General features: G+C 68.7%; 12 protein-coding genes. 3 read left to right on the top strand and 9 right to left on the bottom strand.

Annotation, left to right across the window (positions count from 1 at the left end; translation table 11 throughout):
- Positions 1-4 precede the first annotated feature (4 nt).
- The 9 genes from A37U_RS0106920 to A37U_RS0106880 all read right to left on the bottom strand — a co-directional run bounded on the left by A37U_RS0106920 (position 5) and on the right by A37U_RS0106880 (position 8,824).
- Positions 5-973 (bottom strand): flavin reductase, encoded by a 969-nt coding sequence (locus A37U_RS0106920; RefSeq protein ID WP_020495892.1) that lies wholly within the window; start codon positions 971-973, stop codon positions 5-7.
- On the bottom strand, positions 970-1,608 hold the full coding sequence (locus A37U_RS0106915) for a 4-carboxy-4-hydroxy-2-oxoadipate aldolase/oxaloacetate decarboxylase (RefSeq protein WP_020495891.1): 639 nt from the start codon (positions 1,606-1,608) through the stop codon (positions 970-972). Before A37U_RS0106915 ends, A37U_RS0106920 begins: the two co-directional genes overlap by 4 nt.
- Positions 1,605-2,258, bottom strand: coding sequence for an RraA family protein (locus A37U_RS0106910; protein ID WP_026196943.1), 654 nt, complete (start codon positions 2,256-2,258; stop codon positions 1,605-1,607). Before A37U_RS0106910 ends, A37U_RS0106915 begins: the two co-directional genes overlap by 4 nt.
- A 5-nt stretch (positions 2,259-2,263) precedes the next feature.
- Entirely contained in the window at positions 2,264-2,926 is a 663-nt protein-coding gene (locus A37U_RS0106905; protein WP_040586822.1) for an RraA family protein, read from the bottom strand.
- Between the two features lie 2 nt (positions 2,927-2,928).
- Positions 2,929-3,945: a DODA-type extradiol aromatic ring-opening family dioxygenase gene (locus A37U_RS0106900; protein ID WP_020495888.1), complete on the bottom strand. Its 1,017-nt coding sequence runs from the start codon at positions 3,943-3,945 to the stop codon at positions 2,929-2,931.
- A 12-nt stretch (positions 3,946-3,957) separates the two neighbouring features.
- Positions 3,958-4,959 (bottom strand): amidohydrolase family protein, encoded by a 1,002-nt coding sequence (locus A37U_RS0106895; RefSeq protein ID WP_020495887.1) that lies wholly within the window; start codon positions 4,957-4,959, stop codon positions 3,958-3,960.
- A gap of 46 nt (positions 4,960-5,005) precedes the next feature.
- On the bottom strand, positions 5,006-6,460 hold the full coding sequence (locus tag A37U_RS0106890) for a 4-hydroxyphenylacetate 3-hydroxylase family protein (RefSeq protein ID WP_020495886.1): 1,455 nt from the start codon (positions 6,458-6,460) through the stop codon (positions 5,006-5,008).
- 160 nt (positions 6,461-6,620) lie between these two features.
- Positions 6,621-8,069 carry an aldehyde dehydrogenase family protein gene (locus tag A37U_RS0106885; RefSeq protein WP_020495885.1) on the bottom strand — a complete coding sequence of 483 codons (1,449 nt, stop codon included), beginning with the start codon at positions 8,067-8,069 and terminating at the stop codon, positions 6,621-6,623.
- A 170-nt stretch (positions 8,070-8,239) separates the two neighbouring features.
- A complete protein-coding gene (locus A37U_RS0106880) occupies positions 8,240-8,824 on the bottom strand; it encodes a TetR/AcrR family transcriptional regulator (protein ID WP_020495884.1) in 585 nt (194 codons plus the stop codon).
- A gap of 194 nt (positions 8,825-9,018) precedes the next feature.
- Here A37U_RS0106880 and A37U_RS0106875 point away from each other — a divergent pair, with 194 nt between their 5' ends.
- From A37U_RS0106875 to A37U_RS0106865, 3 genes are read left to right on the top strand one after another with little or no spacing between them, the layout of a single operon-like run.
- Positions 9,019-9,492 (top strand): (2Fe-2S)-binding protein, encoded by a 474-nt coding sequence (locus A37U_RS0106875; protein ID WP_020495883.1) that lies wholly within the window; start codon positions 9,019-9,021, stop codon positions 9,490-9,492.
- A complete protein-coding gene (locus A37U_RS0106870; protein WP_026196942.1) occupies positions 9,479-10,441 on the top strand; it encodes an FAD binding domain-containing protein in 963 nt (320 codons plus the stop codon). The genes A37U_RS0106875 and A37U_RS0106870 overlap by 14 nt, the downstream gene beginning before the upstream one ends.
- Positions 10,438-12,627, top strand: a complete 2,190-nt coding sequence (locus tag A37U_RS0106865) for a xanthine dehydrogenase family protein molybdopterin-binding subunit (protein ID WP_020495881.1) — start codon at positions 10,438-10,440, stop codon at positions 12,625-12,627. Before A37U_RS0106870 ends, A37U_RS0106865 begins: the two co-directional genes overlap by 4 nt.
- Positions 12,628-12,644: the final 17 nt, after the last annotated feature.

Raw genomic sequence — 12,644 nt, 5'->3', positions numbered from 1 at the left:
CCGTTCAGCACGGCATCCCCTGCGCGACCACGCCGAGGTGTTCGGTCATCAGCCGGCGTGCGGCCGTTTCGTCGCGATTCTCGATCGCTTCGAGGATGCTCCGGTGTGCCTCGACCGCCCGCGCCGCCCGTTCGGCGTTGGTGTGCACGGCGTACGCGTTCTCCCGTGGCCGGTTGAGCGCGCCGACCGAGGCCGCGATCGCCGGATTCCCGCTGAGCATCCCGAGCCGGGAGTGGAATTCCAGCGAGAGCGAGTTGTACCGGACGGAGTCCTGGAGGTGTCTCCCCGATTCCTCGACGAGCGCGCGCAACTGCGCCACCTGGTCGTCGGCGGCCGAGCGGGCGGCGAGCGCCGCGGCCGCCGGCTCGACCGCGTGCTGCGCTTGCAGAAGCTGCTCGGTCCGCATCCCGTGCAGGTGCAGCTGGATGGAGAGCGAATCCGCGATCCGGCCGATGTCCGCCTCGGCTTCCTCCGCTGTGCCGAGTTCGTGGTATTCGCCGGACCAGTACAGCAAGGGCGCCCCGGTACCGCCACCCGCCGAGACGACCTCCCCGACCAGGATGATGTGGTCGCCACCGCTGAGCATGGTGTGCACGGTGCAGTCGAACCAGCTCAGTGCCCCGGTGACGACCGGCGCGCCGGTGGACTCGGTGTGCGTCTCGACCGCGTCGAACCGCCCTTTGCTCCGGCCGCGTCCCCTGCGGGCGAAACTGGCGGACACTTCCTGTTGGTGGCGGCCGAGCACGTTGATCGCGAACACCCCGCTCGCGCGGATCTCGTCGAGGATCGGGCTGTGCGCATTGATGGAGACGGTCACCAGAAGCGGGTTCAGCGACAGCGAAACGAAGGAGGTCGCCGTGATCCCGTAGAGGTGCCCGTCCAGGGCCGTGGTCACCACGGTGACGCCGGAGGCGAATCGTCCGGCGGCCTGACGGAACCTGTCGATCCGCTGCTGCTCCTGCTCGGCGGTCACGAGTTCACCTCCGGGGTGCCGAGCTCGCGGAAGCCGTAGAGGTCCAGGGTGGTCTCGCCGGCGCGGAGCCGGTCCATGAAGGACTCCTCCTTCGCCACGCGCTCGCGGGACGCGTCCAGGATCCGCTCGTAGCACTCCGCAGGGAGCACCACGATCCCGTCCCGGTCGGCGACCACGACATCGCCGTGCCGGATCACCCTGCCGCGCAAGGTGATCGGGCGCCCCACCGTGCCCGGCCACTGTTTGATCGTGCCGCGGATGGCGATCGCCGTGCTGAACACCGGGAAGCCCAGGGTTTCGAGCTGACCGGTGTCCCGGACCCCGCCGTCGATGACCAGGCCGCGAATGCCGCGGGCCTGCGCGGCGACCGCCATCACCTCGCCCCAGTACCCGAAGGGTGCACCGCCTGCGTCGACGAGGAGCACATCTCCGGGGGCCGCAGCCTCGATCCCGTGGTGCAGCGCGAGATTGTCGCCGAGCTGCGCGCATACCGGTACCGCACGGCCGGCCAGCTGGGCACCGTCCCAGGCCGGGCGGAACGCGACGTCCAGAAAACAGTCCAGCTTCGACGCCTCGTACAGCGTCGCGGTGCCCAGCGCCAGCAGCTCTCGGGTGTCCTGGTGCACAGTGCTCATGCCTCCGCCCGTTGCAGATCGTGGTAGCCGTACCTGGCCCGCGCCTCGGCGATCGGCGCACCGGCGAGCGCGGCGGCCAGGATCGATTCCTCGCGCGCCTGAATCATCTCGGCGGTGGCGAGCACCTGTTCCTCGCGGTCACCGGGGATCGACACGACGCCGTCGGAATCACCGAGGAGCAGGTCGCCGTGCCGCACGGTCACTCCGCCGATGGTCACCGGTCCCCGCTCCTCGGCCACCTCGACGCGATCCTTGCCGGTGCGCATGAACCGGCCGCGGCTGTAGATGGGGTAACCGATGGACAGTGCCCGGTGCGTGTCCCGGCAGACACCGTCGATCACCGTTCCCGAGATGCCCCGATGGTGCGCTACCGAGGTGAGAATGTCGCCCCATACCGTGCAATCGAGCCTGCCGTCGTTGTCCAGCACGATCACCTGGCCCGGCTCGGCCTCGTCGAGGAAATCGCCGACGGTCCCGGCCGGGACCTGAGCGCTCACATAGCGCACGGTGAACGCGCGGCCGATCATCCGCTGTCCGTCCGCCAGCGGGGCCATGCCGAGCAGGCTGCCCGGGCGCCCGAGCTTGTCGAGTGCGTCGGAGACCGTCGCGCTGCCGAGCGCGGCGAACCGGTCGATGAGGTGTTCGGGCATCAGGATCACTCCGCGCTGACTGTGGGGAATCGGCTGTCGTGCATGACTTCTCTTACGTCCTGGCCCGCGCGGACGGCGTCGGCCATGCGGGCCTCACGTTCCGCGATACGCCGCGCGAGCCCGATGACGCGTTCGGCCTCCCCAGCCGCGAGGAACACGACCCCGTTGACATCGGCGATCACGTAGTCGTATGCGGCAACCGAGACGCCGTCCACCTGGATGCGTTCGTCCATCGCCGCCTGCACGATGCGCCCCCGCGCGCTGACCGGAACGGCCGCGCGGGCGAAGAGCGGGAGTGCGAGCGCCTGGCTGTCCTGAACATCGCGGCAGGCACCGTCCACGAGGACCCCGGCTACACCGCGCCGGATCGCCGCCTCGGCGAGCAGGCCGCCCCAGCAGGACACGTCGGTCCGGCCGTGGTTGTCGATCACCACGACATCCCCGGGTTCGGTGCTCGCCACGAGCGGGGTGGCGATGTGGGTCACCGGTCCGGCGGCCGCCTTGGGCTGCGCGGTGACCGTGCGCACCCGCCCGGCCAAGACCGTCGGCACGGGCCACATCGGGGCCAGCGCGGTGACCGCGCCGGGCAGGCCAAGCGTGTCGAGGGCATCGGAAACCGCGCAACTGTCCAGTTCGCGCAGCGCGGTGACGTTCTCTTCGCCGGTCATGGTCACTCCCGTTCCCAGGCGAGGAAACACATGGCGTTGCCGGTGCCGGCTTCCGTGCGGTAGCAGGGCACATAGTCGGCGCCGGTCACGGAAAGGCCGGTCTCCTCGGCGATCCCGGCCACCGCGATCCAGTTGCGCAGTTCCGATGCGCCGGACCGCATCTGCGCCGCGGGAATCGCCGAGAGGTAGTCCCCGTCGTGCGCACGCAGCGCCCGGATGAATTCCCGGTCGAGCTTCTCGTCGATCACGAAATGGCTCAACCCGCCCGATGCGACCACACCGACGCGTAGCTCGCCGGGAAACGAGCGGATCGCCCTGCCGAGCGCGCGGCCGAAGTCGTAGCAGCGCTTGGCTCCCGGCGGGTTCGGTTCCCAGAAGGTGTTGATGAAGACCGGCACCATCGGAACCCTCGACTCCTGGCCGAGGAACCGCTGATAGATGAAGCCGAATCCGTGCGGGATGGTGTGGTTCTCGTACCGGCCCGCCGGGATCACTTCCGTGGCACCGGTATCGAAATCCTCGGCCTGAGTGGCCTGGATGATGTGCTTGCCCAGTTCGCGATGCGTGGGCCGGAGGATCGTGCGGTCCGGCACATCCCCCGCCGCCGCCTCGGCGAGGCCGGGCGCCATCGCGTCGAGCTGTTCGCGGGTGAACGGTACGTGCGCGACCTGATCGCCCCAGTACACCGAGAACGGGGCGAGCCACTCATCGCCATAGGTTTCCTTGTGGTCGCTGGAAACGATGACGAGAACATCGATGTCCTGCGCGCAGACGAAGTCCGCGAGCCGGTCCATCGACCGCTGGCAGCTCTCCCAGCGTCGCCGCATGACCTCGGGCGTGATCTCCGATGCGAAATCCTCCCGCAGCTCACGCAGTCCCGCGTAGCTGTACGTCTCGCCGCGGAACTTCAGGCCGTTGCTGGCGCGGTCGGCTTTTCCCCTGGTGTCCCAGGCTTCCGGTGGTGGGGCTTTGAGCTGCGGTCCGTGCGAGGTACCGAATCCGGCGACGATCTCGGTCATGGTCTTCTCCCCTCACAGCCGGAAAAGCGCGCGGGCGTTATTCTCCAGGACATCGGTGCGGCGCCCGTCGCCGAGCCAGTCGATGTCCTCGATGAGCAGGTGAATGTCGTCGAACCAGCGGCCGGTCTCCGGATCGATCTGCGAACCGGTCCCCGGTTTCTCCGAACCGAACAGCACCCGGTCGGTGCCGACGACCTTCATCAGCAGTTCCAGGCTGTCCTTGGTGTACAGGCAGGAATCGAAGTGCAGCCTGCGTAGTTTGTCCAAATAGGACACCCCGGTGCGCACCACCGAGGGCAGGAAACGGCCCACCTGGTAGGGAATCGCGCCGCCGCCGTGCGAGACGATCACCTTCAGGTCCGGAAAGTCCCCGAGTACGGTGGAGTTCACCAGGCTCCACACCGCGACGGTCTCTTCCTGAATGAAGTGCAGGCTGTAGGGCTCCCGTGCGGGTGGCTTGCATCCGGCCGCGTGCAGCAGCACCGGAACGTCGAGTTCACACAGGACCTCGTACACCGGATACCAGTATCGGTCACCGAGCGCGGGCGGCGTCTGCGTGCCTTCGTGCGGATCGGTGTTGAGCATCGCGCCGGCGAAGCCGAGTTCGGTCACCGCGCGGCGCAGTTCGGCGGTCCACTCCCCGGGCGTCAGATCCGGGCTCTGCGGAAGTCCGGCCACTCCCGTGAATCGGCCGGGAAACAGCTCGGTCGCACGATGAATGAGGTTGTTGGTCTCCTCGGTGAACCACTGCACGAGCTTGGCCGGCCGCTCACTGTGCATCATCTGGAACGGGCGGGGCGAGATCAGCTGCAGATCGATTCCGGCCCCGTCGAGATGAGCCAGGTGCGAAATATCGCCGAAGCTGGGATGCGGGTGGTGGTACGCGGCGGCGAGCGCCTCATCGGTGATCGCCGGCGGTTTGCCGCCGTGCGCGCCGCGATGCGAGAGCAGCGAAGCCTTCCAGGCGTAGTAGGCCTCCGGTGCGGACATGTGGCCGTGGACGTCGATGATCACGGGAGCTCCTTCACCTCTCGTTCGGATGTCGGTTCGTTCAGACGTCTCAGCGCAGCGGCTTGCCGATGAGCTCCTCGACGCGGGCGTCGGTCGCCGAGGTGTCGTGGAAGCGCAGCAGTCGCGTGCGGCCCGCACCCGGATCGCCTCGGTGCAGGTATTCGTAGAGTTCCTGGCGCATCCCGAAACTCGAACCGGCGAGTTCCCAGCCGAGCCGGAACAGCCGCGACTTCTCGGCGGCCCCGATAGCGTGACCGCGCATATAGCGGTCGAGGAACGGCCGCAGTTCCGGGTTCGCGAGATCGGCCTCGGTGGGCTGCATGATGAGCCCGGACGCGGCGACCTGGCGCAGGATCTGCACCATCCGTGCCGACAGATCGGCGGACCAGAACCCCACGCCGTTGGTGTTCGCGGGGGCGAGGTGTCCGCCCGGGGTCAGGACCGCGTCCGCTTCGGCGCCCTTGATGGCCAGTTCCAGGGTCTGTACATAGGAAATCATTTCGCCGAGCTGTTCCTGGATGCCGCGGAAACCGTCCACGCCGATGGAATGGGCCAGCTTCTTGGCGACCGAGGTGCAGAACTTCATCCTGGCCAGGAAACGGATGTGCGTGCTCTGCAGGCTCCACACGTTGATCCGGCTCAGTCCCTTGAGCGCGCGCGGCGAATCACCGAGCAGGAAGATGCGTTCGCGCGGCAGGAAAACATCGTCGAAGAACAGCATCGCGTCCTGCTCGTCGTATCGGTTCCCGAGCGGATGCGAGTGCCCGCTCTGCGGTGCGCCGAGTGGTTCGCGCAGCAGGATCTTCAGGCCCGGCGTGTTCATCGGCAGGGCGAACCAGATGACGAAGTCCTCCGCCCCGCGCGCGGCCGTGACACCGTTGAGGTAGACGAGCACTTCGTGCGAGAACGGGGCGAGCGTGGCGAGTTGCTTGGCACCACGCAGGATCACGCCGTCCGCGCGTTCTTCCACGACACGCAGGGCGAGGTCGGGCTCATCGAGCGGACTGGCGCTGCGGTCGATCTGCGGATCGCCGAGGGCATGGGTCAGGACGAGATCGTTCTCCATCGCGAAGCGGCGGTAATTCCGCGCGTTGTCCCCGAATCCCGCGCGATTCTGCTCGAGCTCCTCGGCGTAATCGGCGAGGCCCGCGACAACATTCGACATGAAATCCGGGGAACGGCCGAGCTGGCCGAGACTTTCCCGCATCCACCATTCGGACGCGGCGAACTTGGCCCGCAGTTCCTCGCTGGTCTTCGGCAGGGAAAAAGCATAGCTGACCTGGTTGCCGGTCTCTTCCGAACTGAACAGCGTCGCCGAGCGCGCTTCCGGGGTGGCGAATCGCAGATCGAGCAGCCGGGCGAATTCCTCGACGGTCGGTTTCAGCGCCGGGTGCTCGGCGACGTTCTCGATGCGCTTGCCATCGAGCCAGACCTCGCGGCCGTCGGTGAGACTCTGCCTGTATCGTTCGCCGGTCAGCGCCCCGGTAGCACCGGAAATGTCCATGTACTCCGACTCCTTTGCCTTTCGTGACGGGCCCGCACCGGGCGATGATCCGAAGCTACCGAAACCTGGTCGCCGGGGAATCGATCCGCTGCGCGAAGCTCCGCCGGACTCCTCCGACACGGTGTAGGAATGTCCGGCACAGCGCCGGAGAACGCGAGTCTCAGCCCTGGATCGCCGGAACCGTCACCCACTGCCAGTAGGTGAACTCGTCCAGATTCCAGTGACCGCCATGACGGCCGCCGTTGCCGGACGCGCCGAGCCCGCCCATCGGGATGTGTGCCGCGTCGTAAATGGTCTGGCCGTTGATGGCGACCATTCCCGCCCGCAATCGCGCGGCGAACCCGAGCGCGCGAGCGGTGTCCCGGCTGTGGATCGCCACCGAAAGGCCGTATTCGGTCGCGTTGGCCAGCGCGAGCGCTTCCGCCTCGGTGGAGAAGCGGGTGATCGGGGCGACCGGGCCGAAGATCTCACTCCGGAAGGCGATGTTCTCGGCGGTGACCCCGTCCAGCACCGTCGGCTGGTAGAACGCACCATCGTGGGCCGCACCGTGGACGAGCCGGGCGCCGTCCGCGATCGCCGCTTCGACGATGCCGTGCACGCGTTCGGCCTGCGCGACCGTGATCAGCGGGCCGAGCGTCGTGCCGGGTTCGAGCGGATCCCCCAGGCGCATCCCCTCGGCCGCGGCGCGAAGCCGTTCGACGTACTCCTCGGCCACGCTCTCGTGGACCAGATGGCGGCCGGTGGCCATGCAGATTTGCCCCTGGTGCCGGAACGTGCCACCGGCCCCGCAGGCCACCGCCTGATCGAGGTCCGCGTCCGCCGCGACGATGAACGCGTTGTTCCCGCCGAGTTCGAGCACCATCCGCTTGAGCAGTCCGCCCGCGATCTCGCCGACCCGCTTGCCCGCCGCGGAGGAACCGGTGAACGAGATCGCGTTCGTGTGCGGCGACCGCACCACCGCCTCGCCGGTTTCGGGCCCACCGGGCAGCACGTGCAGCACCCCCGCGGGCAGGCCGGCGCGTTCGAAGATGTGCGCGATCACCGCGCCTCCGGAGAACGCCGTCTTCACGTCGGGTTTGACGAGTACGGCGTTGCCGAGCGCGAGCGCCGGTGCCACCGACCGCATCGCGAGCATCAGGGGCGCGTTCCACGGGGCGATCACCCCGAGCACACCGACCGGAATCCGCCGAGCCATGCCCAGCGTCGCCGGATCCTCCACGGGAAGGAGATCGCCCTGCGGCATGGTGACCAGCCCAGCGGCGGCGATGAGCTCGTCGATGGCCTTGTCGACCTCGTGCGCCGCCTTCGCGGGCAACGATCCGCTCTCCCGTACGAGTACGTTCTCCACGTCCGCACGAAGGTCGCGCAACGCGTCCGCCGCGCGCATGAGGACATCCGCGCGGGTGCGGAACGAGGTCCGGCCCCACTCGGCCTGCGCCGCAACGGCGGACGCTCCGGCCCGCCGCACATCGTGTTCGTCGGCGATCCCGGCGAATCCCAACCGCCCGCCGTCCCCGGGCGAGACGACAGCCAGCGTGCCCCCGCCTCCGGCCCGCCAGCCTCCGGAATAGACGCATCCGTCCGCCGCATCCAGATCCCATCGGGCCATCCAGGTCCCCTGCCAATCCTGTAGCGGTCGCGAAAAGTACCGCGATACTAGGCCGGGACGGCACCTCGAATCATCGGCTCGGCGACGCAAATCCCGCGCCCCGGAACCGACACGGTGTCGGAAAGCCCGTCACCACAAGGGAGCGGGCTGCCGGTGGACGCGGGCACCGGTCAGCCGGGGCGCGCCTGCTCGGTGCATATCCCGCGCCACACCAGATCCGTGAGCTGCGCGGCCTCGTTGTGCCAGTCGCCGTCCGGATCGAGGTGGAACATTCCGGAAAGTCCGCGCATGACCGTCTGTGTATCGAGATCGGCGCGCACGTTGCCTGCCTCGATGTTGGCGCGCAACAGCGTCCCGAGGGCGCCGCGCATGTTCTCGAGGGCACTGCCCGGCAGTTGCCCACCCGATTTCGTCGCCCTGATGAGCGCCTCGGCGAGCCCGCGCTTGGTCATCATGTAGTGCGCGAGGTGGTCGGTGACCCAGATCCGGAAAGCCGTCTCCGGTGCCTGCGCGGCGAGCAGTCCCGGCACGACGTCCACGAGCTGGCGCACCTCGCGCTCGTACACGGCGATGATGAGCGCCTCGGGGGTCGGGAAGTGGCGGTACACCGTGCCGACCCCGACCTGTGCCCGCTTCGCGATGGCGTTGAACGACACCTCGTCCGAGCGCACCAGCGACTCCGCCGCCACGGCGAGGATCAGCTCGTGGTTGCGCCTGGCGTCGGCACGCCGAGGGCTCACCGATCCCGTCGTCATGCTCGCCCTCCTCTCCGATCGAGCTGGACCAACTCCAGGGCAGCCTAGCCAGTTGCCCACCGGATTATCATCCGCTAATCTCGATCAGGCCGAGAAACGGATGATAATCCGCTTCTTTCGGTGACGTACCCGACACGAATCGCCACCACCTTCCGGGCCGCCACGAACGGCGCGGACGATCTGAAACGGGTCCTTTGGACATCTCACTCGATATCAACGGCCAAACCGAACAGCTCAGTATCGAACCCGGCGTCACCCTGCTGGACGCACTACGGGAACGCCTCGGAATCACCGGCCCGAAAAAGGGCTGCGATCGTGGCCAGTGCGGCGCGTGCACCGTGCACGTGAGCGGCAGGCCCGTGCTGTCCTGCCTCACGCTGGCCGCCACCGTCACCGAACCCGTGACGACCGTGGAAGGACTGTCCACGGGCGAGGAACTGCATCCGGTGCAGCAGGCCTTCATCGACCAGGACGCGCTGCAGTGCGGGTTCTGCACTTCCGGGCAGATCATGTCGGCCGTCGCAGCCACCAGGCAGGGCCTCGACGACCCCGAGGAGGTCCGCGAGTTCATGTCGGGCAACCTCTGCCGCTGCTCGGCGTATCCGAACATCGTCAAGGCGATCCAGCAGGCGAGCGATCCGGCGAGGCGGGCCGATGCGACCCTTTGAGCTCAGCACACCGGCGACCCTCGAGGCGGCCATGGACACCGGGGGTACCTTCCTGGCGGGTGGCACCACGCTCGTGGACCTCATGAAGCTCGACGTCCTGACCCCGCGGCGGATCACCGATATCAACGCGTTGCCGTTGTACGGCATCGACACCGGCGACGGGCTCCGGATCGGCGCGCTCGAGCGGATGAGCGAGGTCGCCGCGCATCCCGGCGTGTACCCGATGATCTCGCGGGCCCTGCTGCTGAGCGCTTCCCAGCAGCTGCGCAACATGGCGAGCATCGGCGGGAACCTGTTGCAACGCACCAGGTGCGGCTACTTCAGGGACGTCACCATGCCATGCAACAAACGGGATCCGGGCAGCGGTTGCTCCGCGATCGGCGGCGCCAACCGGATGCACGCGATCCTCGGCTCCAGTCGGCACTGTGTGGCCACGCACGCGAGCGATGTGGCGGTGCCGCTCGTGGCGCTCGACGCGCAGCTGCGGTTGCGCGGCGCCGAGGGGGAGCGCACGGTCCGGCTCGCCGACTTCTACCGACTGCCCGGGGACACGCCCGAGGTCGAAAACGTGCTGCGGCAAGGGGAACTGATCACCGAGGTGATCGTGCCGCGCCTGGACTGGGCCGCGTGGTCCACCTACGTCAAGGTACGGGACCGGCAGTCCTACGAGTTCGCGCTGTGCTCGGCCGCGGTGGCACTCGATGTGGCCGGCGGGGTCATCGTCGACGCGCGCGTGGCGGTCGGCGGGGTCGCCACGGCGCCGTGGCGGCTGGCCGGTGTCGAGGCCGCGCTGCGCGGAGAACCGGTGGCCCGGGCCTCGTTCGAAGCGGCAGCCGCGATCGCCGGTCATGGCACGGAACCGTTGTCCCAGAACGGTTTCAAGGTGTCACTGGTCAAGCGCACCATCGTCCGCGCGCTGCTCGAACTGACCGAAGGGGGCTCTCGATGATCGCCAGGCTGGACGCTGCGCCGAAGGTCACCGGCCAGGCCAAGTACGCGGTGGACCACAACTTCCCCGGCATGGCCTACGGCTACGTCGTGCTCAGCACGATCGCCAACGGCGAGCTCGCCGCCATGGAGGTCACCGCGGCACGCCACACCCCCGGCGTGCTCGGTGTGTACACCCCCTTCGAACCGCTCGAGCTGCGTACGCCGATCTCGCAGATGCTCGGCGAGGGCTGGGTTCCGTTGCAGGACAAGGAAATCGCCTACTACGGGCAGCCGATCGGCTTCGTGGTGGCCGAGACCTTCGAGGCCGCGCGGGACGCGGCGGCGCTGATCGAGGTCTCCTACACCGAGCGGCCCGCGCTGACCTCGTTCGCCGAGGGCCTCGCCACGGCCGAGGATGCGAAGACCGGCCCCCGGGGTGCACCGTCGTTGTCGGTGCTCGCCGAGGGGGTGGAGTCCATCGAGGACGCCCTGGCCGCGAGCGAGGTGACCGTGGACGCGACCTATGAGACGGCGAGCCAGAACCACGCCGCCATGGAGCCGCACTCCGCGGTCGCGGTCTGGAACGCGGACGGGCTGACCGTCTACACGGGAAACCAGGGTTCACACGGCCCCGCGGACGAGCTGGCGCAGGCGCTGAACATCGAGCACTCGGCGGTGCACGTGGTGAACCCCTACGTCGGTGGCGCGTTCGGCGGCAAGGGCGCGACCTCGACCCCGGCGTTCCTCGCGGCGGCAGCGGCCAGGAACATCGGCCGGCCGGTGAAGGCGGCGCTGACCAGAGAGCAGGTCTTCACCGCCACCGCGACCCGCCCGGCGACCGTCCAGCGGGTCTCGCTCGGCGCACGCAACGACGGAACACTTGTCGCGGTGCGCCACGACTCGTGGTCGAGCACGCCGATGAGCCGCTCGTTCATCGAACCGACCTCGCACGGCACCTCCCGCGAGTGGTACGCCACCGAAAACCTGGCCATCAGCCAGAAAGCCGTGCCGCTGAACATTCCGCCGACGACGTTCATGCGTGCGCCCGGCGAGGCTCCCGGCTCCTTCGCACTGGAGAGCGCCGTCGACGAACTCGCGGTCGCGCTGAACATGGACCCGATCGGGCTGCGCAAACGGAACAATTCGGCCGCACCGCCCGGCGAGGACCTGCAGTGGTCGAGCAAGCACCTCGACGAGTGCTTCGACATCGGCGCCGCCAGGTTCGGCTGGTCCGAGCGGACTCCAGGTGGCCGCGTCGATGGCGACTGGCTCGTCGGGCTCGGTACGGCGACCGCCATGTTCCCCGGCCTCCGATTTCCGGCCACCGTCGGCATCACGCTGCGGGCCGACGACACCGCCGTGGTCGCGACCAGTGGCGCCGACCCGGGAACCGGCCTGCTGACCGTGCTCTCGCTGATCGGCGCCGAATCGCTGGACATTTCGCCCGAGCAGGTCACCCCGCGGCTTGGCGACTCGGCGCTGCCGCCCGGCGGCACATCCGGCGGTTCCACGGCCACGGCCAGCGCCGGTTCGGCGACGATGGTCGCCGCGTCCACGGTGATCGACGAGCTGCTCCGGCTGGCCTCCTCGCCCGGCGGGCCGTTCGACGGCCGCGAGACCGCATACGCCGACGGCCGGGTCTTCGCCGACGGCCGGGTCTTCGCCGACGGCGAGTCGATGACTTTCGGCGAGGTGCTGCGCGCCATGGAACGGATCTCGCTCACCGCGACCGGCAGCACCGCACCCGGCGAGGAAAGGACCAAGCACTCGTTCGGCTCATGGGGCGCGCAGTTCTGCGAGGTCCGGGTGCACCGGTTGACCCGCGAGATCCGGGTTTCCCGGCTGCTCGGCGTGTTCGACGCGGGCCGCATCATCAACCCGACAGCGGCCCGCAGCCAGCTGCTCGGCGGCATGATCTGGGGCGTGTCCGCGGCGCTGCACGAAGGACTCGACGTCGAGGCCAACGGGCGGTTCGCCAACGCCGACCTCGCCGGTTATCTGGTGCCGGTCAACGCCGACATCCCCGAGATCGACACTCACCTCGTCGAGTACCCGGACACACTGCTCAGCAACGTCGGCGCGCGCGGGCTCGGTGAGATCAGCATCGTCGGAGTGGCGGCCGCCATCGCCAACGCCGTCTACAACGCGACCGGTATCCGGCTGCGCCGCATCCCGATGATGCTCGAGGACCTCCTGGAAGACTGAGCGGACAGACCGGCGGT

It is taken from the genome of Sciscionella marina DSM 45152 (assembly GCF_000379465.1).
GTDB lineage: Bacteria > Actinomycetota > Actinomycetes > Mycobacteriales > Pseudonocardiaceae > Sciscionella > Sciscionella marina.
This window is presented reverse-complemented; position numbering and strand designations above follow the sequence as displayed.